Raw genomic sequence first — 19,841 nt, 5'->3', positions numbered from 1 at the left:
TTGCCGGGCATCAGAGAAAGCCTTTGACTCCTAAGGGTATGGCTTCTACCCTTCCCGTCCGCCTTGGAACGCCATTATGCTGCGCCCTCTTGGGCGGCAAATCCTCTTTTACTCCTCTTCATTCCATGGCTGATCAGCTTTCTTACGCATTCATCACTCCCGCCGCACTCCGCAAGGGTCGCGCCGGTGGCATTCTTGGCCGTTTGATTTCGCGCAGCGGACTCGAGCTTCATACCGGCCGCGTTTTCGCTCCCTCCGCAAAGACTCTTGGAGAACTTGCTGCAACTCTTTCCGGGCAGGCCAAGACAGCAGCCTACCTAAAGGGGCTTTCTGCCGGTTCACAGAGTCTTGTGCTGGTTCTCAAGGGTGAGGATGCGGCCGCAAAAGTCGCCTCGATCGTCGGCAACGATGACTCCATGAACGGCCGTGGTGAGACGCTCCGCGATACCTTCGGGGATCTTGTGGAAAGCGCCGAGGAAGGTGGAAAGGCTGTCTATTTCGAACCGGGCGTGATCGCTCCCGCTAGTGCCGCCGAGGCCGCAGCTGGACTCAAGTTGCTGGCGGACGCCTCTGATGCCGAGGGCGGAATCCTCGATGCCTCCACATCGTTCTCCTCTCCCACGGAGAAGACACTCGTGCTGATCAAGCCCGACAACTTTGCTTTCCCTAACACCCGTCCGGGCGGGGTGATCGATCTCTTTGCCCGCACGGGATTGGCATTGGTAGGGTTCAAGCCTTTTCACCTGTCGGTGGCTCAAGGCGAAGAGTTCTACGGACCGGTCCTCGACTTTCTAGTAGAGAAGCTCCCCGATGGCCGAGCCCAGTGGGAGTCGATCGTCGCCTTCATGTCAGGCAAGCGCCCCTCCGAATGCACACCTGAGGAAAAGACGCTGCCCGGCTCCCAGCCCTGCGTTGCCATGATCTATCAAGGAGCGAACGCCGTCGCTAAGATCCGTGAGGCCCTTGGCTCAACGAATCCCGCCAACGCTGCCCATGGTACGATTCGCAAGGAGTTCGGGACCACAATCATGATCAATGGAGCCCATGCTTCCGATTCCGTCGAGAATGTCGCCCGCGAGACCGGGATCATCCGACTCGAGGAGAATGACTTCAAAACGAAGATAGCCGCCGCTCTCTGATTTTCTTTAGTACCATTTTCACTAGCAACCCAACAACCTAACCCAACTCTTCCCATGGATCTCGCAACACGCGTCAGCGAACTCACCCCCTCCCTCACTCTCGCCATCGACAGCAAGGCCAAGGCCCTGCGCGCCGAGGGAGTCGATGTCTACAGCTTCGGAGCCGGAGAGCCCGATTTTGACACACCAGAGCATATCAAGGCGGCCGCCATCGAGGCCCTCAATGCCGGATTCACAAAGTACACCCCCAGCTCCGGAATGCCCGAGCTTCGTGCCGCGATCAGCGAGAAGTTCAAGCGTGACAACGGGCTCGACTACAAGCCGAGCGAGATCATCGTCAGCAACGGTGCCAAGCAGAGCTGCTTCAACGCCATCATGGCCGTCTGCGGCGAGGGTGACGAGGTCATCATCCCTGCTCCTTACTGGCTCAGCTATCCCGACATGGTCCGTCTTGCGGGCGCCGAGCCGATCATCGTCCAGACGACCCAGGAGAATGATTGGAAGATGACTCCCCAGCAGTTCGAGGAGGCGATGAGCCCCCGCACCAAGATGGTCATCATCAACTCCCCGGGTAATCCGACGGGTTCCGTCTACACCAAGGAAGAGCTTCGAGCCCTTGTCGAGGTAGCCGCCGAAGAGGAGATCACGATCCTCTCCGACGAGATCTACGAGAGTCTTACCTATGACGGAGCAGAGCATGTCTCCGTTGCTTCCCTCACGCCTGAGGCCAAGGATCTGACCATCACCGTCAACGGCTTCAGCAAGGCCTATGCCATGACCGGATGGCGCCTTGGTTACCTCGGAGCTCCCGAGAAGATCGCCAAGGCAATCGACTCCATGCAGAGCCACAGCACCTCCGGCCCCTGCTCCTTCGCCCAGAAGGGTGGTCTCGCCGCCCTCACCGGCAGCCAGCAGTGCGTCGCCGACATGCGCGAAGAGTTCAATATCCGCCGAGAGTACATGTTCGAGCGCCTCTCCGCGATCCACAACGTCACCGCCGTGAAGCCGAAGGGTGCCTTCTATATGCTGGCGAATATCTCGAAGCTCGGCATGACCTCCACGAACTTCGCCGACCGCCTGCTCAGCAAGGCCAATGTCGCCGTCGTTCCCGGCATCGCCTTCGGTGACGACCGCGTCGTCCGCCTCAGCTACGCGACCGGCCTTGATATCATCAAACCCGGCCTCGACCGCTTCGAGGACTTCTGCAAGACCCTCTAAGTAAGCGCGATTCCCTAAGGGGTCTCTCATCATGACTTCCCGGAAGGCCGTCCGCACACAAGCGGACGGCCTTTCCCTTTATCTGGAACGGCGTCGGAAGCTTGTCGAGCAGGCGCTGGCCCGCGTCGTACCTGCGGCCTCCGTCCGACCTGCGACCATCCACAAGGCGATGCGCTACAGCCTCCTGGCGGGAGGCAAGCGCCTGCGGCCCATCCTCGCCCTGGCGGCTGCTGAGGCGTGTGGTGCCAAGGATCCGACGTGTGTGTTGCCGGCCGCCTGCGCGGTGGAACTGATTCACACCTACTCGCTCATCCATGACGATCTTCCCTGCATGGACGACGACGATCTCCGTCGCGGCCGCCCCACCTCGCACAAGGTCTTCGGCGAGGGCGTGGCCGTTCTTGCCGGCGATGCCCTGCTCACCCGGGCCTTTGGCCTTCTGACTCTGGTAAAACCCGCAAAGCGCTATCCTCTCTCCGTTCTCCTCAAGGAGACGGCCGACGCTGCAGGCAGCCTGCAACTCATCGCCGGTCAGGTCGCCGACCTTGAGGCCGAGGGAAAGAAACCCACGATCCGCGAGGTTCGCTTCATTCACGAAAGGAAGACAGCCGCGATGATCGTCCTACCGATCCGCCTTGGTGCCATGGTGGCGAACGCCACGCCCGCCGAACTCAAGGCGCTCACCAAATTCGGTCAGGCGCTCGGCCTCGCCTTCCAGATTCTCGACGACATCCTCGATGTGACGGCGACAAGCGAACAGCTCGGCAAGAGCGCCGGCAAGGATCTCAAGGCCTCCAAGGCGACCTACCCAGCCGTGATCGGTCTGGAGGCCTCGCGCAAGGAAGCAGTGAAACAGACCCGTGCTGCCCTTCGGGCACTCGATCTTCTGGGTGTGCGTGGGGGACGACTCCGCGAAATCGGTCAGTCGCTACTCAAACGACAGGGCTAAGGAAGCAGGTTTCCCGCAGAGGCGCTGAGACGCAGAGGATTGGGAAAATTATTTCGGCTGGAGAAGACGGTTCTTCACATCTTGCGGCAGGGAGGAGGAATTGACCCATTGGGTTGCTGCTGCAGAGTCGTTCCTCATCCAGGTTCTCACGATGTTTTGCTGTGCCATGGAACGCTGGTTGGCATCCGTGATCCCCGAGGCCAGAGTAATGCCTATTTGAGGATCGTTCCGGGCGATGTTCCTGCTCAGGTTCAATGCCGCTTGATCTTTGGATTTTCCTGCGGGCAGGGATTGGACAAAAGTAGCGGCTCCTTGGGGATCGCTTCGCATCATTGAAGAGGCGATGCTGGTTGTGGCGTTCATGCGACCGGGAGATCCCTCCGGGAGGGAGTTGAGCATGCTCATCGCCGTCTGCCGGTCGTTGGAGTAGAGACTGCCGATGAGGTTGCCCACGACCTGACCCTTGATTTGTGGATCAGTCAGGGAGTTAAACCACGCCAAAGCACCTTGGGGATCATTCCTCACCCATTGTGATGCCAGATTGCTGATCTGATTGTTCTTGTTGTCGCTTGGTGGGAGATTCACCGCGTAGCCGATAGCACCTTGCGGGTCGTTTTGAGCCATTTGGAAAAGGATGGATTGAATGCTATTATCCCGGGCGTTACCGGCAGGGAGAGACTGAGCCAACTCCAATGCGCCCTTAGGATCATTCTGTGACATGTATTGGATCACTCCTTGGAGAACCTGAGACTTGATCTGGGGATCGCTCTGCTGGTTGGCCCAGGCGAGGGCACCCTGCGGATCGTTTCCCGCCCACTGGGCCGCCATGTTGCTGATCTGGTTGTTCCTATTGTCGCTGGAAGGGAGATTCAACGCGTAGCCCAGCGCACCCTGAGGATCGCTTTGGGCCATTTGAAAGAGGACGGATTGGATGCTGTTATCCCGCGCATTGCCGGCCGGGAGCGACTGAGCCAGCCCCAATGCACCCTTCGTATCATTCTGGGACATGGATTGGATCACTCCTTGGAGGATCAAGGACTTCACTTGGGGATCGCTCTGCTTGTTGGCCCAGGCGAGAGCAGCTTGCGGATCGTTTCGGGCCCAAGAGGATCCGATTTGAGTTAGGGACTGGTCGAGTTGCTGTCCGGAAGGGATCTGGTCGAGCAGGGTAATCGCCTTGGCAGGATCCTTCTGGGAAAGCGTGTTGAACAAAGACCGGAACGCACTCTTCTTCTTGGCACCCTCGGGGAGTTGGGTGACATAGGCGATCGCCGCCCCTGCGTCTTTTGAGGCCCAGGAGTTAATCGCCATGGCGAGAGCCCCGTCCCGCTCTGCGCCAGGAAGTGAGGAAGACAATTCCACGGCTGCCGCAGGGTCATTTTGGGCCAGACTAAAAGCAAGGGATTTCAGGGCCTGATTCCTAAGCGGCCCGGCTTGAAGCCCCTCCACCCAGGCTTTTGCCGCTGGTAAATCCTTCGAGCCCCATGAGCTCACCACGGAACTGATGGCCTGTTGTTTTTCCATCGCGTTTCCAAGCCCCTGTGCGTAGGCGAGCGCCGCCCTGGGATCGCTCTCCCCCCATCGGGAGAGGAGCATGATCCGCAGCTGCATCCGTTCCTGGGAATCCCTCATGGCCTCGACCTCGGAGAGAGCTTGGCCTATCCGGGCGGGATCAAGCGCCTGTACGGCTTCATTCCAGGCCGCAAAACGCTTCATCTGATTTCCTTCCGACTTCGATTTCGTGATGCTTTCCATGAACCCCAGCCCCGAAGAAGTTGCATTGGTTGCGACTGCCTCCCTGTCAGCCGTGGCAAGATTGATCGTCTTGTTATTTTCGTGGGTACCAGACCCCGGCGGTGGAACGGATGCGTCGGATCGGGGAGCCGCCGGGGATGTCATTGGCGAGGATTTCGCGTAACGGAAACCGGCAACGCCACCGACGGTGGCTCCCGCTCCGAAGAGCAGGATCGCAAGGAGGATCTGAAGAGGGTTCATGGCGGGGAAGGAATGTTCGATACCTAGCCCTTTCCGTGCAAAAGACAAGTTCCCCATCTTACTCTTCCTAATTGATGGCATCCGCCACCCGGCGGACGGTGCCACCCCTTCGGGGCTAACTTCGTCAGTCTTCCGCGCTCGTTCCCACGAGCTTGGTTGACTAACAGCCTTCAGCCTAAACCCCTCTCTTCCTCCCCCCCCTGACTGAAGGCTGGCTCTCAGCCCCCTAATCAGGGAAGATCCTGCACCCATCTATGGCTTTCACCGATAAATTTTTCCGCAAACTCGTGATCGATGCGTTTTCACGTGCACGTCGAGGGGAACTAAAGCTGACGATGCCCGGTGGATCTCGTCGCCTTTTTGGAGGCCTTGGAAAGGAACTTCAGGCGGAACTGACTGTCCGGGACGAAAACTTCTACCGGCGGTGCGTGCTCTTCGGACCGATCGGATTTGCTGAATCGTTCCTCGCCGGGGAATGGGAGACGGAGGACCTGACCCGGACGCTTGCATGGTTTGTCCTGAACGGCGATTACCTCGCCGGGATCAAAACCCGTGAATCGCACACTCCTGGTGCTTTTGATCTCCTGGGGATGATTAACCGGATCGGTCACGCGCTCCGCCCAAACAGCAAGAGCAAAAGCCGTGATAACATCAGCGAGCACTACGATCTGGGAAACGATTTCTTCAAACTCTGGCTCGATCCGACCATGACCTACTCGGCGGCGTATTACGACCCGCCGGAGCTTGCAATGGAGGAGGCTCAGCGGAAGAAGTGGGATCAGCTCTGCAGGAAGCTGCAACTCTCCAGTCACGACATGGTGCTCGAGATTGGATGCGGTTGGGGAGGATTCGCCATCCATGCCGCGAAGAACTACGGATGCCGCGTCACGGCGGCCACGATCAGCGAGGAGCAGTTCCGCGAGGCTGCCGCCCGTGTCGAGGAGGCTGGTGTCGCCGATCTGGTGGAGGTGATCTTCTGCGACTACCGCGACCTTGCGGGCCGATTCGACAAGATCGTCTCGATTGAGATGCTGGAAGCCGTGGGTGATCGTTACGCCGAGACCTTCTTCGGAAAGGTCTCCGAGCTGCTGGCCCCGCGAGGGATGGTGGGCATTCAGACGATTCTCTGTCCCGATAATCAATTTCCGATCCTTCGCGATGGGGTGGACTTCATCCAGAAGCACATATTCCCAGGCTCCCTTCTGCTCTCGATGCGCCGTATCACCGAGGCTCTGAATGCTACCGGCGACCTGAATCTCTTGGATTATGAGGATATGACGCCATTTTATGCGCGGACATTGAAGGAGTGGAGGGAGGCTTTTATGAAGGCACTTCCGAAGGTCAAAGCTCAGGGATACGACGAGGCTTTCATCCGCAAGTGGCTCTACTACCTCTGCTACTGCGAGGCGGGATTCGGCACCCGTCATATCGCGGTGGCTCAGATTGTCTACACGCGACCTGACAACCTCGACATCCATTCACCCGCTTACGATCTGGGTCATCATCGGGAGCGGCAGATCCCTCAGGCCCATCGCGCCCTTTCGGGTTCATGAGTTTGATGAGTGGTTTTCAGCTTTTTTTGACGGGACTTGGTATTGCGAGTCTCCTGATGGTGGCAATCTGGGTCATAGCCGTCCGCATCAAGAATGCGGGGATCGTCGATATTGCATGGGCTATGGGTTTTGCTCCGCTGGCTCTGCTTTACCGTGTGTTCGGGGATGGTGAGCCAAAGCGACAGAACCTGATCACCTTGATGGTTGTGGTTTGGAGTATCCGGCTGGGCATCCATCTCTGGAAAAGGGTGATGGGCCATCATCCCGAGGAGGATGGCCGTTACCGTGAACTGCGCCGTGCCGTTGCGGGACACGAGAACTTTTTCTTCTTCTGGTTCTTTCAGGCGCAGGCCTTGCTGTTAGCACTGCTGAGCATTCCGGTGCTGCTGCTGAATTTCGACACGCGCGTCCAACTGGGCTGGTGTGATCTCCTCGGATTTTCAGTTTGGTTGATCGCTATTTGCGGAGAATCCTTGGCCGACCGGCAACTGGATGCCTTCAAGGCGGATCCTGCGAACAGGGGCAAGGTTTGCGAACAGGGGCTCTGGTATTATTCCCGGCATCCCAATTATTTTTTCGAATGGCTGATCTGGGTCGCCTTTTTCCTGTTTGCTTTCCCGGCGGCCTGGGGCTGGACCACGATCTTCGCTCCGGCCCTGATGCTCTTTTTCCTCCTACGCGTCACCGGCATTCCGTACACTGAAGAGCAGTCTCTCCGTTCCCGCGGAGAGGCTTACCGCCGGTACCAGAAGAGCACGAGTGCTTTTGTTCCGTGGTTTAAGAGAAAAAATGTGGCATAATTTCCCCTTTCTGATTTTGAAATGAGCAGTCTCGACTCCCTTCTCGCCCGTGGCTTCATTCCTGATGCTCTCGTTCGTCACGGTATCCGCCGTCTTCTGGCAGCCAAACTCAGGGAGGAGGAGCGTGGTGACTTGGAGGAGAGGGATGCCAGATTCGAGGCTTTTCGCGCGGGTCTGGATGCCTCTCCGATCGCCATCAATACCGTCGATGCCAACGTGCAGCATTATCAGGTTCCGACCGAGTTTTACCTCAATGTCCTCGGCCCCAGGCTGAAGTACAGCAGCGGGTACTGGCCGACCGCCAACACGACCTTTGCGGAGTCCGAGGAGGCGATGCTGGAACTCACCTGTCAGCGCGCGGAACTCAAAGATGGGCAGAAGATCCTCGAACTCGGATGCGGTTGGGGCTCCCTGACCCTCTGGATGGCGGAGCATTATCCCAACGCGTCCATCACTGCCGTTTCCAACTCCTACACGCAGCGCCTCCATATCGAAGCTGAAGCCCATCGTCGTGAACTCTTCAATGTCCGAATCATCACGGCGGACATGAATACTTTTTCGCCTCCCGAACCCGGCACCTATGATCGCGCTGTTTCGGTGGAGATGTTCGAACACATGAAGAACTACCGCGAGCTCATGAAGAGGATTGCCGGCTGGCTTAAGCCGGAGGGCAAACTCTTCGTCCATATCTTCACCCATCGGGAGCATTCCTATCACTTCGAGGGTAAGGACCCCTCGGACTGGATCACCCGCTACTTCTTCTCGGGAGGGACCATGCCCTCCCATGATCTGCTTCTCTACTTTCAGGATGACCTTAAAATCGAGCGTCACTGGAGGGTCAACGGCACCCATTATGCCCGGACTTCGGAAGCTTGGTTGCAGTCCATGGATGCGAACCAGAAGGTTATCACGCCGATTCTGGAAAAAACCTACGGGCGAGCCGAGGCGGCCAAGTGGAGGGCCTACTGGCGCACCTTCTTCATGTCCTGCGCCGAGCTCTGGGGTTATCGGGGGGGAGAGGAGTGGATCGTCTCGCACTATCTCTTCACGAAGTGAAAAGAAGATTGGAAACCTGAAGGCTGAGACCTGAAGAAGAAATCCCAAAGCGATCCGCTTACTAACTTTCCCAATCAGCGAAACACAAGGTACAAGATAACCCCAAGTTGGATCCTTTTCTCCTGATTGCATTTCGTTCAGGTTTCAGGTTTCAAGCTTCACCTTTCTCTTCATGCGCATCCTCATCCTCACCGCCGGATTTGGCGAAGGCCACAACACCGCTTCTTACTGTCTGGCTGAGGCCCTGCATGAGCATCCCGAAGTCGAGGCAAGGGTCGTGGATGTCTACCAAGAGACCATGCCCGGGATCACTAAAGTCCTCCAGTCGGGCTATGGACTGGCCATCAATAAATTCCCCTTTATTTGGAGCGCCATCTTTTCGTTGCTTGAAACACCGGGCAATCTCGAGTCGACTCTTCCGCTCGCCGGCAACCTGCGTGAGGCGCTCCGTCGGATTGTCGAGGAGTTCAAGCCGGATGCGATTGTCTCCACCTACCCTCTTTACGCATTCCTCCTGAGGGAACTGCGGAAGCGCGGTCATACACCGTCCAAGGTTCCCCTGCTAACGGTTGTCACCGATTCCATTGCTATCAACAGTTCCTGGTTCCGTGCCGGTAGCGAGGCATTCATTGTGGCCGATAAGGAGACGGCCCAGGTCCTCGTTCGCGGCGGCGTCGATCCCGGGATTATTCAGGCGCTCGGATTTCCGGTGTCGCCTCGGATCGCCTCCCTGCAGCCGCTTGAACCCACGATTCAGGGATCCATCAAGCTCCTGTATTTCCCCTCCTCACGCGTCGCGCATACTCTCGCGGTGATCCGCAAGCTACAAGAGCTTCCCGGCACGGAACTGACCGTCGTGACGGGGAGACTGAAGGCCCTGCACGCCGCGATCGAAGCCTCTGGGCTGATCGACGGAATTCAGAACCACCTGATCGGATGGACCAATCAGGTACCCGAGTTGCTCTCGTCCCATCATCTCTACATCGGCAAGGCTGGCGGAGCCATCGTCCAGGAGGCTATCGCGACCAGCTGTCCGATCCTTGTCAGCCATGTTGTCCCCGGTCAGGAAGAGGGGAACATCGAAATGATCGAGCGTCATGATGTCGGCCGCTTGGCAGCCCACTATCCTGCGGCGATTGCCTCCTCGGTTGAGGAAGTTTTCGCGGATCATGGTGTCACCTGGAAGCGGTGGAAGAAGAATATCCGCTCTATTTCCAAGCCCTCATCGAGCCGGGATATTGCCGCCTTCATTCTCGGAAATACTTACGCCAAGCACTAAAACGTCCTAGTTAATCTGGCGTGTCTTGGTGAAATCATCTCAACCATAAAAGGACTCGCGCAGAGACGCGGAGGAAAAAGACAAGCGATGAGGGCAAGATCGCATAAGTAGCTAGGACGCATCCCCAATCAGAGACGGCCTTTTATCATTCAATAATTCCTTCTGACGATTCTTGGGCGAGCCTGCGCGAAACTTTCCTTTTCGCTGATTTTCTGCGAAGAAACATTCTAATGAAGCGTCTCTGCTTATTTCTTTGCCTGCTTCTTCCTCTGATGCTGGCGGGCTGTCTTCATCCGCTTCCGCGCTATGAACCGCCACTCCAACGTGCCGCTGTTCAGAAAGTCCGAACGACTGCATACACCCATAGCGAGAGCGACCATATCCGCTACGGAGACAAAACAGCGATCGGCACGACGCTGCGTCGCGGCATAGTGAATAGTGCGGCGGCGGACTGGGCGCGCTGGCCCTGCGGCACGATCTTCCGGATCAGGGCCACGGGTGAGCTTTATGAAGTGGATGACTACGGCTTCGCTCTCTCTGGTGTGAATACCATCGATCTGTATAAGCCCACGAAGAGGGAAATGCGTGCCTGGGGCGTCCGACGTGTGACGATCGAAATCCTCAAGTGGGGCGATCCCTGGAAGAGCTATCGCAAGATGATCTGCGTCCGCTCCTACCGACATGTCAGACGGATGATGACCGAGATCAAATCGTGGTTCCGCACTCCCCCACCCGAACCGGTCTTCCCCGCCGGCGGTATCTGTCCTGTGCCACTGCCGGCCTCGCGCTAGAGAAAGAGAGCCTAAGCCGGTTGCTCAACCCACTTGTTGTGCTCTTTAATTAAATCCACCAGGCGATCGACAGCTTCCACTTCGAGAATGTTGAACTTCACCGCTTGCTTGCCGACATAGAGGTTCACCTTGCCAGGAGCTCCGCCGACATAGCCGAAGTCGGCGTCTGCCATCTCTCCCGGGCCGTTAACAATGCAACCCATGACCGCAATGCGGACACCCTTGAGATGAGAGGTCGAGGCCTTGATACGAGCCGTGGTCTCCTGGAGATTGAAGAGGGTGCGGCCGCAGGAAGGGCAGGCTACGTAGTCGGTCTTGAAGATGCGGACGCCAGCGGCTTGGAGGATGTTGTAGGCAAGGCGCAGTGACTGACCGGGCGCCTCTTCGCTTCGCAGCAGGATGGCATCTCCGATGCCGTCGCAGAGGAGCGATCCCAGGACGGTCGCGGAGGTGAGGAGGTGATCCAGAAACTCCCCGCCTGAAGCAGGAGTGAATATATCCTTCAGCAGAATGGGATGACGCGAATTCACCTGTGCAGCAAGCAGTCGGAAGGCAACGATGGGATCCAGAGACACTCCATCGCGCACGGTGATAAGGCGCGGCTCCGAAACCGCGTTCACTGCGGCGACCTCTTCGGGAGAGAGGGGGTCCACTTCCACCACTGACAAGTCTTCAAGGATCAGTTCCGGCTTATAGTCGCCGAGAGCGTCACGCTTGTGAGCCACGGCCTCATCGACGCGACGCGGCACAGTAACAGCGACCGTTTCTGTTCCTCCTAGAGCGATCGGCCGAGTGATGCCCTCCAGGACGATCCGTTCAGCAGCACGCCTTTGGTAGTCGAATAGCGGCCAGTTGGCCTTGATTCCGGAAACTGGGGAGACGGCGGCGATTCGTGCTGCAAACGGAGCCACCAAGGCACGCGCCACGGGGATTTCATGCTCACTATCCTCGGTGAGGGAGACGCGGATGGTATCGCCGATTCCATCCGAGAGGAGTGACCCGATGCCAATAGCGCTCTTGATCCGCCCATCCTCGCCGTCACCCGCCTCCGTCACACCGAGATGGATGGGATAGTTCCAGTCGGGCCCTTCCGCATTCAGCCTCGCCACCAGCAACCGGTAGGCGGCGATCATGACCTTCGGATTCGAGGCCTTCATGGAGAAGATCAGCGCGTGGAAATCGAGATCACGGGCGATCCTGGCGAATTCCAGGGCACTCTCCACCATGCCGAGAGGTGAGTCGCCGAAGCGGTTCATGATCCGGTCGCTGAGCGAGCCGTGGTTGGTCCCGATGCGCATCGCCACGCCACGCTCAATGCAGAGCTTCACCAGCGGGGTAAAGCGTTTACGGATCCGCTCCAACTCGGCCGCATACTCGGCGTCGCTGTAGTCGCGCACATTGAATTTCTTGGAATCGGCGAAGTTGCCGGGATTGATCCGCACCTTCTCCACCCATTTGACAGCCTCAAGCGCGGCATCCGGCTTGAAATGGATATCCGCGACGAGAGGAACGGTACAACCGCGCGCATTCAACTCCGCACGAATTTTTTGGAGATTGGCGGCATCCTTCACGGTCGGTGCCGTGATGCGAACCATTTCACATCCCACCTCGACCAGTCGCAGCGTTTCCCGGACACAGGCCTCCGTATCCATCGTGTCGCTGGTGATCATCGACTGGATCCGGATCGGATTGGCCCCACCAAATCCCAAGCCCCCGATGATCACTTCCCGACTGGGACGTCGTGCGTAGGAGAAGAGATCGGCCGCGTAGCTGAGCGGCACTCCCGTTTTGACAGCGGCATCACCCGCACTTCTCATGGCTTGACCGGGGAAACCGGCGATGGGGCCGCAACATTAGCAGCAGGAGATTTTGGCGAGAAGGTCATGATCTCCGCTGTCTTGTCACCCGTAGCTGCCGCTCCAGATTTTTGTCCCCTCACTAAGTCACTGACATCGTAAAAGGAGATATAGAGCATGGTTCCGATCAGCAGCATGGCAAAGGTGGTCTGGACAATCTCCAGTGTCTTCTGATGGATCGGATGCCCGCAAATCCATTCGATAAAGGCCAGCAGGATATGCCCGCCGTCGAGAACAGGCAGTGGGAGCATATTCATCACGGCTAGGTTGACGTTCAGAACGACACTGAACCAGAGGGCCAGCTGCCACCCCATCGGGCTCTGGAAGAGAAGGTAGTAGATCCTCATGATCCCGACGGGCCCGCTGAGCTGCTGGACGCCTATTTCGGAATGGCGGGCCGTGACGGCCGAGATGGTCTCCCACATGGTCAGAAGGCTCGACTTGATCTGGGTGATGGGATCCGGATGGACCAGCCTGACAAGCCCGCGCTGATCCCATTGGATGCCGAGTCGGACCTGCTTCTCTCCCACAGGGATGCGCGGGGTGATGGAAATGGGGAAGTCAGCTCCTCCCCGCCGGATCGTGAGAGTCACCGGGGCTCCCTTGGTGGCGCTCAGAACCTCTGCAAGAGTCTGGCCGCTGTAGAGTGTCTGACCATTTGCCGCAATCACGAGATCCCCTGCGCGAAGACCCGCCTCCTCGGCAGGGCTGTTAGGAATGACCCGTGCGATCAACGGGGTCATGGCCGGAATAATCTGGATCTGGCGCAGGTTCTTCCGCCCCCAACCTTTGGTAGGCTCGACAAAGGGCTCCACCTCGACCAGCGATTGCTTGCCGGCGCGTTCGAACCGGATAGGCACCACGGGAGCCGAGCTGATGGCTAGATTCCAGGCAACGCTGTCACTCATCCGGCCCATGCCATTGATCCGAGTGACCGTATGTCCGTTGACGGCAAGGATCCTGTCTCCCGGCTGAAGTCCAGCCTTGGCGGCGGGTCCTCCCTCAAGGACATAGCCAATCATGTTGGTCGTCTCGGCCTCGCTGACAGGGCGGCCGACATACCAAACCACGCAGGCAATCAGAAAAGCTAGTCCGAGGCTGGCGGCGGGACCCGCAAGGGCGACGATGATCTTGTCGAGGGGGCGTGCCGGCGGCAAGGCCTCACCCCTCTCATTGGTCTCACCTTCCAAGGCCTCCATGGGTGCGAGTTGGGGAATGGCCACGAATCCTCCGGCAGGAATGCTGCCGAGTCTGTATTCCACCCCGTTGATTGTCTTGGACCAGAGCGCCTTGCCGAACCAGATAGCAAATTTCTCCACTTTCAGACCCCGCCACTTGGCGGCGAAAAAATGACCCAACTCATGGACGACGATGAGGAGGTTAAAAAGCAGCACCACCTCGAGAAGGATGCTGATGACTTTGAGGGTTCCGAAAAACATGAACCTGAAGCCTCGCCCGAGGCGCTTCAAAAATCAATCCTTACCCCAGCGCCAATACGGCTTGTCCCCCTTCCACCAGCAAACGGTGATCAAGGCCCCAGCTAAAGTCCAGACAGCACCCTGAAATAGCCAGGGGTGCCGGGGAAGCAAACCCCACGCCGCTAGGCTCATCAGCAGGATCCAAACCCCTAGAACCACCCATCCCTGCCAGCAGCAGGGGATCCCCCAACCCCATCCGTAGCGCTTGGCTGGAAACCAGATCTGCTTTTTCTTTTGTTCACAGTTCATATGGTGCCGGGGGCCGAAGGCCCCTGTTTGCTCAGACCTAATAGTCTAACAGTCTTCAGTCTATACACCTTCCTCGCCCGAAGGACGAGGAAAGAGATGCCCCGCGATGCCGTTAGGTCGCGATCCCGTTCCCAATATAGGTTAGGGTGGAGACCTCCGTGCGGACCGCTGACCTCCAGTGAAGGCCTGTCATTGTTCCGCCCGGTCAGCCTCCGGTTTGATCACATCGGATCGGGAGCATACAGACCGAATCCCGAACACCGCAGGGCAAATTCAAAATGTGGAGAGAACGATAACCATGTTTATGGTTCGAAGATTCAGCCGCGGACCTCGGCTCCCGCCGCTTCCCGAAGCTGGGCGACGATGCGTGTGACCGCCGCGTTCACCTCTTCCGTGGTCAAGGTTCTTTCGGGATGCAGGAAAGTCAAGGCGATGGCCAGAGATTTTTTGCCAAGCGGCACCTTGACGCCCTCGGGATCGCTGAAGACATCGAAAGGAGTGACGGCCGAGAGCAACTCTTCCTGCGCTGCCAGAACCGCCTGCTCGACTACGGTGTAGGGAGTGGCCGCATCCATCAGTAGGGCCAGATCGCGGCGAACCGCCGGGAACTTGTGAAGCAAACCATGCTTCTTCGGATCCTTGGAGAGCCCAATACCGCTAGCAGCCTGGAGTGCGTGGAGGTCGAGCTCGGCTACAACGATCTGACCCTGATGCCCGCCGACCATCAACTCGCGCGTGGCAGATGGAGAAAGAACGCCGAGAATGCCGGCGGGTTTGCCCGCGATCAGGATCTCGAGAGCCAGAGGTAACGAGGCATGAGTTGCAGCGCGGAAGGTGATCGGTTCCAGACGAGTACCTAGCAGTTGGATGACGCCCTTGAGATCATAGAGATCCAGGGACCGCTCCCCTTCCTCCTTCCCACGCCAATTCTCCGGCGCTGTGCGGCCCGTCATGACAAGACCGAGTTGCATCGACTCCTCGGGTTGCTCCTGCTGGTAGACTTTGCCGATCTCGAAGAGTCGTATCGAATTAGTTCCATGGCGCAGATTGCGCGAAACGGCCTCCAGAAGTCCGGGTATCAGGCTGGCTCGCAGGGTAGAGTGCTCCTCACCCATCGGGTTGCGGACGGCGATCACGCCTCCGGTGGAGAAGGCTTCCTGATCGCGGCTGCCGGTCAGGGTTCCACTACGGGCTTCGTGAAATCCTCCGCCCGAGAGGCGACGTCGCAGACCGTGGGCGAAGTCATAAGCCTTGTCGGCATCGCTCGAATGAGCAGGTATACCAGCACATTTTGCGGTGATGGAGTTGATCCCATGCAGGCGAGCGACCTCCTCGATCAGATCGACCTCGCGGGTCAGGTCATTCCGCCAGGAGGGAATCTCAAATCCCAAAGCAGCCTCACTTGCGATCTTTTTCAGCCCCAGCTTCGTGAGGAGTATGGCAATGGAGTCGTCTTCCAGATCGATGCCGAGAAGCGAGCGCACACGATCGCAGCGTAGTGCCACCACACGCGTTGCGGGAAGCGATCCGGCGATGACGAGTTCCGCAGATGGCATTCCTCCTGCCAACTCCACGATCAGGGCCGCAGCCCGTGCGGAAGCCGCCAGCGCTCCCTGGGCATCGACGCCACGCTCGAAGCGGTAGCTGGAGTCAGTCGAGATACCGAGTGCTCGGCTCGATCTGCGGATCACGGTCGGCTCGAAGAGGGCGCTTTCCAAAAGAATCGATGTGGTCGTTTCAGAAACCCCGCTTTCAACACCTCCGGTGATGCCGGCAATTGCTTGGGGGCCCTTGGCATCGGCGATCACAAGATCGTGAGCGGTGAGCTTGTATTCCTTGCCATCGAGCGAGGTGAGGGCTTCTTCGTTCGCAAAGCGGACGGTCAGAGCCCCCTCGATCTTACCGGCATCAAAGGCGTGCAGAGGCTGAGCCGTCTCGAACATCACGAAATTCGTGATGTCGACGATGTTGTTAATGGAGCGGAGGCCGACGGACTCCAGACGTTTGCGGAGCCACTCGGGGCTAGGCCCAACCTTCACCCCGTCGATGCGGTGGATACTGTAGAAGGATGCGGCGGCAGGAGCGGCAATGGCGGCGACGGAAGCATCCTCTTTCGTGGAAGGAAGGGCGGGGGTGGGACTGATCAGTTCCCCGCAGCCGAAAGCGGCGGCTTCACGGGCCACACCAACATGACCTAGCCAGTCGGGACGGTTCGGCGTGATCTCGATCTCAAAGACTTCCTCGGCAGGGAAAAGTTCGCAAAGCGGGGTTCCGATTGCGGTCTCGGGAGAAAGGATGAGTAGCCCATCAGCTCCTTCGCCGAGTCCGAGCTCCTTCGAGCTACACATCATCCCCTCGCTTTCGACGCCACGCAGCTTGCCAACCTTGATCTTGAAATCACCCGGCATCACGGCGCCGGGCTGGGCGAGAGGCACCTTGTCACCGACCTTGTAATTCTTGGCTCCGCAGACGATCTGGCGCGGCGTGCCGCTGCCATCATCGACCTTGCAGACGCTGAGTCGGTCGGCATTTGGATGCTGGATTGACTCAAGGATCTGGGCGGCGACAACCTTTGGAATGGCAACGCCTGTCGACTCGATCGAACCGACCTCGAGGCCGGCGTCGGTCAGTATGCGGGCGATCTCGGCGGCCGGCTTGTCGGTGCGGAGATAGTCCCGCAGCCAGGAAAGGGAGATCTTCATAGGCGTTTAGGCTGTGAAATTAGGCGGTGAATCGGGAAAGGAAGCGCAGGTCGTTCTCGGTCAGCATCCGGATGTCGGAGACGCCCGTGAGATTCATGGCGAGCCGGTCGAGACCGAAGCCGAAGGCAAAGCCGCTCACCTTCTCGGGATCGTAGGCGTTGTCGCCGCGCTTTTTGTTCACTTCCTCGAAGACGGCGGGGTCGACCATTCCGCATCCTGCGAGTTCCATCCACTTCCCGCCAAGGGCCTCGGTGCGGAGATCGATCTCGTAACTCGGCTCGGTGAAGGGGAAGAAATGGGGGCGAAAACGAATCTCGGTGCCGGCGCCGAAAAGCTCGCGGAAGAAGAATTCGATGGTTCCCTTGAGATCGGCCAAACTCACGCCCGGAGCGACATAGAGTCCCTCCATCTGGGTGAACTGAGCGAGATGGGTGGCATCAACCTCGTCGCGGCGGTAGGCGGCGCCAGGGGCGATGATGCGAATCGGGGGAGGACTCGCCACCATGGTCCGGATCTGAATGGACGACGTATGCGTGCGGAGCAGACGTCCGTCGGGAAGATAGAAAGTATCCTGCTCGTTCCGGGCCGGATGGTCAGCGGGGGTGTTCAGCGCGTCGAAGCAGTGCCACTCGGTCTCCATGTCAGGACCATCGGCGATGGCAAATCCTAGCCTGCGGAAGATTTGTACGGCACGGTCCACCAGGAGGGTGAGCGGGTGGAGTGATCCGGCCTCGGGACCTGTCCCTGTCAGGGAAGCATCGATTGCCGATAGAGCGGCTGTATCGGCCTGCGCGGTGAGAGCCGATTCCTTCTCATCGAGCGCTACTGTGACAGCAGTCCGCAAGTCATTGAGAAGCTTACCCATGACAGGGCGCTCTTCCTTGGAGAGAGTGCGCATCCCTTCGCTCAGCAGGGAGACCGATCCGGTCTTGCCGAGGTAGCGGACGCGAGCTTCCTTAAGAGCTAAAGCATCGGACGCCTCCGCAATAGCGGAGAGCGCCTCGATGCGAAGCTGGTCAATCTGGCTGCTAAGCGCTGGTGTCTGGGTCTCCACTTAGGGAAATCCCGGTAACCGGCCTTAGGCTGCGACAGCCTGCGGCGCCTTGACTTTAGGCTTTGCCTCGAGGGCAGCCTTGGCCTTGGCGACGATCTGGGTGAAGGAACCCTCATCCGTGATCGCGATGTCCGAGAGGACCTTGCGATCGAGCAGGATGTTGGCGGCCTTCAGGCCCTCGATGAAGCGGTTGTAGCTCAGTCCCTGAGCGCGGACAGCTGCATTCAGACGGACGATCCAGAGGGAACGGACGTTGCGCTTGCGTGTTTTACGATCACGGTAGGCCCAGTACTTGGCCTTCATCCGTGCATCCTTCGCATAACGGTAAAGCTTGGAACGGCGGCCGCGGTATCCGCTGGCTTCTACGATGACCCGCTTGCGACGTGCGCGACTGGCGGGTGAATTGGTGGCTCTTGGCATCTCTTATTTCCACCGCTGTGACACGGTGGACCTCGTCGGGCTGGCTGTTTGTGTTGTTCGATCCGGGATCTCACCCGCCCGGGAAGGCCGGAAATCTTCCGGCCAGATCCTCGGATCGTATTTTTTTAACCTTTTATCGCAGGCCGAAAGGCAGATTCAGCTTCACTCGGCTCACATCGCAGTCTTCAACGACTACCTGTTTGCCAAGCTTACGCTTGCTCTTGGAGCTTTTGCACTCGAGCAAGTGGCGCCGACCAGCCTTCGAACGAACGACCTTGCCCGTGGCGGTGATCTTAAACCGTTTGGCCACGGACTTCTTGGTTTTGCTACGTGCGATTGCTTTTGGCATGGGGGGTGGAAGATTTCAGAGTGAGAGCCACTTGGCAACAATAAAAAGGCTCAACTCACAAACTCGAGTTTGTCGAGACGAGGGACAAGTCCTTGGTCTGCTGCCCGCCCCAGGAACTCCCGAATCGCCGCACGACCGCTCTCGCCATAATCGAGGGTGTAGTCGTTAACATACATCCCAATGAATTCATCGGCGAGGGGCACTTCCATACCGCGTGCATGGGCCATACTGTGGTCGACGGCGGCGCGGCGATGCTCCAGGCCGTAGCGGATGCTTTCCTTCATGATAATGTTGAGCTCACGGCGCTGATCGGAGTCGAAGTCCTTGCGGATGACATTGCCGCCGAGCGGAAGCGGGAGACCCGTCTCGGCCTTGAACCACTCGCCCATGTCGGCGATTTTCTCGAAGCCCTCGTTGGCATAGGTGAGCTGTCCCTCGTGAATAATCAGGCCGACATCGACGGAACCAGAGCGGATCGCGTCGAAGATCTCGTCAAAAGGAACGACCACATGGTTGAAAACAGGTCCAAGAAAGAGCTGTGCGCTCAGATAGGCGCTGGTCATGAGGCCTGGGATAGCAATCTTTTTGGATCGGAGCCAGGTCTTCTTCTCCTCAAGCGAGGCATCGGCAGCAGGCCCTTGATTCTGAAGTGCCACGAACATCGGCCCGTAGCCGTCACCCATGCTGGCGCCACACGGCAGTAGGGCATACTTGTCGAGCAGGTGGGCATAGGCGTGGATCGAGACGGCAGAGAGGTGGAGTTCACCGCGCATCGCGCGCTCATTCAAAGTCTGGATGTCCTGGAGGATGTGCTGGAAGCGGTAGCCCATCAGGTCGATCTTCTCGGCCGCCATGGCATAGAACATGAAGGCGTCGTCGGGATCGGGCGAGTGGCCTAAGAGAAGCGTGGTGTCGGGTGCGTGGGACATGGATGAAAAGTATGAAGGCTGAAG

At 58.4% G+C, this 19,841-nt stretch carries 17 protein-coding genes; 8 read left to right on the top strand and 9 right to left on the bottom strand.

Annotation, left to right across the window (positions count from 1 at the left end):
* The first annotated feature begins 125 nt into the window (after window positions 1-125).
* The 3 genes from K8R57_06700 to K8R57_06690 are packed head-to-tail and all read left to right on the top strand — an operon-like array spanning window position 126 to window position 3,306.
* Window positions 126-1,139 carry a nucleoside-diphosphate kinase gene (locus tag K8R57_06700; protein MCE9587986.1) on the top strand — a complete coding sequence of 338 codons (1,014 nt, stop codon included), beginning with the start codon at window positions 126-128 and terminating at the stop codon, window positions 1,137-1,139.
* A 54-nt stretch (window positions 1,140-1,193) separates the two neighbouring features.
* Window positions 1,194-2,357, top strand: coding sequence for a pyridoxal phosphate-dependent aminotransferase (locus K8R57_06695; GenBank protein ID MCE9587985.1), 1,164 nt, complete (start codon window positions 1,194-1,196; stop codon window positions 2,355-2,357).
* Between the two features lie 31 nt (window positions 2,358-2,388).
* Window positions 2,389-3,306 (top strand): polyprenyl synthetase family protein, encoded by a 918-nt coding sequence (locus tag K8R57_06690; protein ID MCE9587984.1) that lies wholly within the window; start codon window positions 2,389-2,391, stop codon window positions 3,304-3,306.
* A gap of 48 nt (window positions 3,307-3,354) precedes the next feature.
* Here the strand turns inward: K8R57_06690 and K8R57_06685 are convergent, their stop codons facing one another.
* Window positions 3,355-5,301 (bottom strand): hypothetical protein, encoded by a 1,947-nt coding sequence (locus K8R57_06685; GenBank protein ID MCE9587983.1) that lies wholly within the window; start codon window positions 5,299-5,301, stop codon window positions 3,355-3,357.
* Between the two features lie 254 nt (window positions 5,302-5,555).
* On the opposite strand from K8R57_06685, the gene K8R57_06680 reads away from it, so the two are divergent.
* The 5 genes from K8R57_06680 to K8R57_06660 all read left to right on the top strand — a co-directional run bounded on the left by K8R57_06680 (window position 5,556) and on the right by K8R57_06660 (window position 10,780).
* Entirely contained in the window at window positions 5,556-6,854 is a 1,299-nt protein-coding gene (locus K8R57_06680) for a cyclopropane-fatty-acyl-phospholipid synthase family protein (GenBank protein ID MCE9587982.1), read from the top strand.
* A gap of 5 nt (window positions 6,855-6,859) precedes the next feature.
* A complete protein-coding gene (locus K8R57_06675; protein ID MCE9587981.1) occupies window positions 6,860-7,654 on the top strand; it encodes a DUF1295 domain-containing protein in 795 nt (264 codons plus the stop codon).
* A 21-nt stretch (window positions 7,655-7,675) separates the two neighbouring features.
* Window positions 7,676-8,710, top strand: a complete 1,035-nt coding sequence (locus K8R57_06670; GenBank protein MCE9587980.1) for a cyclopropane-fatty-acyl-phospholipid synthase family protein — start codon at window positions 7,676-7,678, stop codon at window positions 8,708-8,710.
* A gap of 172 nt (window positions 8,711-8,882) precedes the next feature.
* On the top strand, window positions 8,883-9,989 hold the full coding sequence (locus tag K8R57_06665) for a hypothetical protein (protein ID MCE9587979.1): 1,107 nt from the start codon (window positions 8,883-8,885) through the stop codon (window positions 9,987-9,989).
* A 230-nt stretch (window positions 9,990-10,219) separates the two neighbouring features.
* Complete coding sequence (locus K8R57_06660; protein ID MCE9587978.1) at window positions 10,220-10,780, top strand: 3D domain-containing protein; 561 nt, start codon at window positions 10,220-10,222, stop codon at window positions 10,778-10,780.
* Window positions 10,781-10,791: 11 nt separating this feature from the next.
* Here the strand turns inward: K8R57_06660 and ispG are convergent, their stop codons facing one another.
* The 8 genes from ispG to K8R57_06620 all read right to left on the bottom strand — a co-directional run bounded on the left by ispG (window position 10,792) and on the right by K8R57_06620 (window position 19,817).
* A complete protein-coding gene (gene ispG, locus K8R57_06655; protein MCE9587977.1) occupies window positions 10,792-12,597 on the bottom strand; it encodes a (E)-4-hydroxy-3-methylbut-2-enyl-diphosphate synthase in 1,806 nt (601 codons plus the stop codon).
* Complete coding sequence (gene rseP / locus K8R57_06650) at window positions 12,594-14,075, bottom strand: RIP metalloprotease RseP (GenBank protein ID MCE9587976.1); 1,482 nt, start codon at window positions 14,073-14,075, stop codon at window positions 12,594-12,596. The genes ispG and rseP overlap by 4 nt, the downstream gene beginning before the upstream one ends.
* 33 nt (window positions 14,076-14,108) lie before the next feature.
* The gene (locus tag K8R57_06645; GenBank protein ID MCE9587975.1) at window positions 14,109-14,363 is read right to left on the bottom strand and encodes a hypothetical protein; all 255 of its coding nucleotides are present in this window, start codon (window positions 14,361-14,363) and stop codon (window positions 14,109-14,111) included.
* A 317-nt stretch (window positions 14,364-14,680) separates the two neighbouring features.
* A complete protein-coding gene (gene pheT, locus K8R57_06640) occupies window positions 14,681-17,065 on the bottom strand; it encodes a phenylalanine--tRNA ligase subunit beta (GenBank protein MCE9587974.1) in 2,385 nt (794 codons plus the stop codon).
* Window positions 17,066-17,084: 19 nt separating this feature from the next.
* Window positions 17,085-18,119, bottom strand: a complete 1,035-nt coding sequence (gene pheS / locus K8R57_06635; protein ID MCE9587973.1) for a phenylalanine--tRNA ligase subunit alpha — start codon at window positions 18,117-18,119, stop codon at window positions 17,085-17,087.
* 24 nt (window positions 18,120-18,143) lie between these two features.
* Entirely contained in the window at window positions 18,144-18,539 is a 396-nt protein-coding gene (rplT, locus tag K8R57_06630) for a 50S ribosomal protein L20 (protein MCE9587972.1), read from the bottom strand.
* A gap of 133 nt (window positions 18,540-18,672) precedes the next feature.
* Entirely contained in the window at window positions 18,673-18,888 is a 216-nt protein-coding gene (gene rpmI, locus K8R57_06625) for a 50S ribosomal protein L35 (protein ID MCE9587971.1), read from the bottom strand.
* A 50-nt stretch (window positions 18,889-18,938) separates the two neighbouring features.
* Entirely contained in the window at window positions 18,939-19,817 is an 879-nt protein-coding gene (locus K8R57_06620; protein MCE9587970.1) for an ABC transporter substrate-binding protein, read from the bottom strand.
* Between the last annotated feature and the right edge of the window lie 24 nt (window positions 19,818-19,841).

Source organism: Verrucomicrobiota bacterium, from assembly GCA_021413925.1.
Taxonomy (GTDB): domain Bacteria; phylum Verrucomicrobiota; class Verrucomicrobiia; order Chthoniobacterales; family UBA6821; genus UBA6821.
This window is presented reverse-complemented; position numbering and strand designations above follow the sequence as displayed.